Origin of the sequence: Mesorhizobium sp. M2A.F.Ca.ET.037.01.1.1, from assembly GCF_003998075.1 — a bacterium.
Classification (GTDB): Bacteria; Pseudomonadota; Alphaproteobacteria; order Rhizobiales; family Rhizobiaceae; genus Mesorhizobium.
On the sequence record NZ_RZSA01001012.1, the window covers coordinates 1 to 2,280 of the forward strand.

Sequence of the window (2,280 nt, forward strand, 5' to 3'; positions counted from 1 at the left end):
AAGGTGCGGTCTTTGCTATCGCGCGCATGGAATCGCTGCGCGCCCAAGCGGCGCTCAAGCGGTTCGGCATCGCCGACATCGTCGGCGCTGAGCGCATTTTCCACTGCGTCGACGCGGCGATCAAATCACTTGGTCCGGGGAAACCGCAGCTCAAGGAACAGGATAGCATGCCATGAACGACCCCCGACGGGCAGCGGCAGGCTTTTTCAGCCAACGCGCCGGGCGCGATAGGCGCCCGGCGCCTCTCCCATCTCGCGCCGAAACCGACGGTTGAAGCTCGACAGATCGTTGAAGCCTGTGTCGAAGGCGATTGTCGAGATCGTCGCGTCCGAGTTGCGCAGCCGCACGGCGGCCCGATGCAGCCTTGTCCTGAGCAGGAACTGATAGGGCGTCATGCCGGCCACATGCCGGAAGATGCGTAGGAAATGATACGGGCTCGTCGCCGTGGCGCCGGCGAGCTCGGCCAGCGAGAGCGGCCGCTCGGCATTGAGCTCGATCAGCCGCACCGCTTCGGCAACGCGTTTCTGATCGCGGCGGCTTGGTGTCCGCGCCGTTCTGAAAGAACCGGCGGCAGCCGCGACCACCGCGCCGGCAAGGCGTAGGCCGAGTTCCTCGAACGCCTCGTTGTCGCTCCTTTCGCGCGCAGCCTCCGCCTCGGCCAGCAAAGGCGCGAGCGCCGGCAAGGGCGGCAGGCGCGGATCGGCGAAGCCCAGCCGCTTCGCGCCCGGCAGTTCGGCCACGACGCGCTCCAGATAGGCTGGCGAAAAATGGAAGGAAAGGCAGCGGTCACCGGCGCCGTGCTCATGCCCGCATTCATAGCAGGCGCCGGGATTTCCGAGCAGGATGGCACCCGGCGCCAGCTTCGCCGTGCCCTGGCGCGTGCGGTAGCGGAACGTGCCGCTGGCCACCGCGGCGACGCAGAAGCCGCGATGTCCTTCCTCGAACGGCCTGTCGCCCGCGGCGGCGGTACACACCACGTCGGACACCTGCCAGCCTGATCCGGAAGCCAGAGTTCTCTGCGCTGTTGTCATGCCCGAACGATAGCAATTTTTCCCAAGCGGCGAACCCCGCCTGCCCCTATTGCTTGCCCTCTCCTGACAAACGAGGCAGCAACCATGACTAATCCCTTTGCCGAAGCCTTGCACAGCGACGACCCCATTCCGGATCTCGCCGAAAAGCTGAAGCTCTACGGCCGCTTCATCGGCGCCTGGACATTCGATGCCACGCGCATTCTAGAGGACGGCACAAAGCTCACCGGTCGCGGCGAGGTGCATTTCGGCTGGGTTCTGGAAGGCAGGGCCTTGCAGGACGTCTGGATACTGCCCGCCCGCGACGCGGGTCCCTCCCCGTCGCTCGGACCGTGGACCTTCTACGGCACGACATTGCGCGTCTACGATCCCGGCGCCGACGCCTGGCACATCTTCTGGAGCGACCCGCGCAATCAGTACTACAGCCGGCAGCTCGGCAGCGCCGAGGGCGACACGATCGTCCAGGTCGGCGCCGACGGAACCGGCGCGTCGGTACGCTGGAGCTTTTCGCGCATTACCGAAAACTCGTTCCGCTGGCTGGGCGAGCGCTCGCATGACGGCGGCGCGACCTGGCGCATGGAGGTGGAGTTTTTGGCCCGGCGGGTGGGTGAGAGCTGATGACTACCGAAGATCGCAGCGGCACAAAACAAGAGCCGTAGCCATCCTTTGCGCCGCCGGGCTTCACCAGGTTCGCGAAACCATCTTCCCGCCTGTTTCCAGCGCCTGGGCTTTGCTTTACCAATTGCAGAGGCTGGGCTTCGCCTGGCGGGAGGGGCCAGCGATGCCGAGTTTCGACAGCCTGTTCAACGCCTTCGTCACCATACTGGTGACCATCGACCCGCCGGGGCTGGCGCCGCTCTTCCTCGCCGTGACGCGCGGCATGAACCGAGAGGAGCGCCAACAGGTCTCGGTGCGCGCCTCGGTGATCGGCTTTCTGGTCATGGCGCTGTTCGCGGTTGCCGGCGCCTCGATCCTGTCGGTGTTCGGCATCACGCTGCCGGCCTTCCGCGTCGCCGGCGGCTTTCTCTTGTTCTTCATCGCCTTCGAAATGGTGTTCGAGCGCCGCCAGGACCGCAAGGAGAAGATCGGCGACGTCGCCATCACCAAGGACATGATCCACAACATCGCCGCCTTCCCGCTGGCGATCCCGCTGATCGCCGGCCCTGGCGCGATCTCGGCGACCGTGCTGTTGTCGGGACATTTCGAAGGCTTTGCCGCGCAGGCAGCCCTGGTCGGCATCATCTTCCTCTGC

The 2,280-nt window shown here is 65.7% G+C and carries 3 protein-coding genes; 2 read left to right on the top strand and 1 reads right to left on the bottom strand.

The window, feature by feature from the left end:
- Positions 1-206 precede the first annotated feature (206 nt).
- Positions 207-1,031 carry an AraC family transcriptional regulator gene (locus tag EOA27_RS32680; RefSeq protein WP_127258315.1) on the bottom strand — a complete coding sequence of 275 codons (825 nt, stop codon included), beginning with the start codon at positions 1,029-1,031 and terminating at the stop codon, positions 207-209.
- A gap of 84 nt (positions 1,032-1,115) precedes the next feature.
- Between EOA27_RS32680 and EOA27_RS32685 the strand changes: the two genes are divergently transcribed.
- The gene (locus EOA27_RS32685) at positions 1,116-1,646 is read left to right on the top strand and encodes a hypothetical protein (protein WP_126082578.1); all 531 of its coding nucleotides are present in this window, start codon (positions 1,116-1,118) and stop codon (positions 1,644-1,646) included.
- 163 nt (positions 1,647-1,809) lie between these two features.
- A partial coding sequence (locus EOA27_RS32690) for a MarC family protein (protein ID WP_145970692.1) occupies positions 1,810-2,280 on the top strand: 471 nt, incomplete at its 3' end.

What these genes read in the sequence shown, in the direction of transcription:
- EOA27_RS32680 (WP_127258315.1), bottom strand. Translation starts at nt 1,031, where the DNA reads ATGACAACAGCGCAGAGAACTCTGGCTTCCGGATCAGGCTGGCAGGTG.
- EOA27_RS32685 (WP_126082578.1), top strand. Translation starts at nt 1,116, where the DNA reads ATGACTAATCCCTTTGCCGAAGCCTTGCACAGCGACGACCCCATTCCG.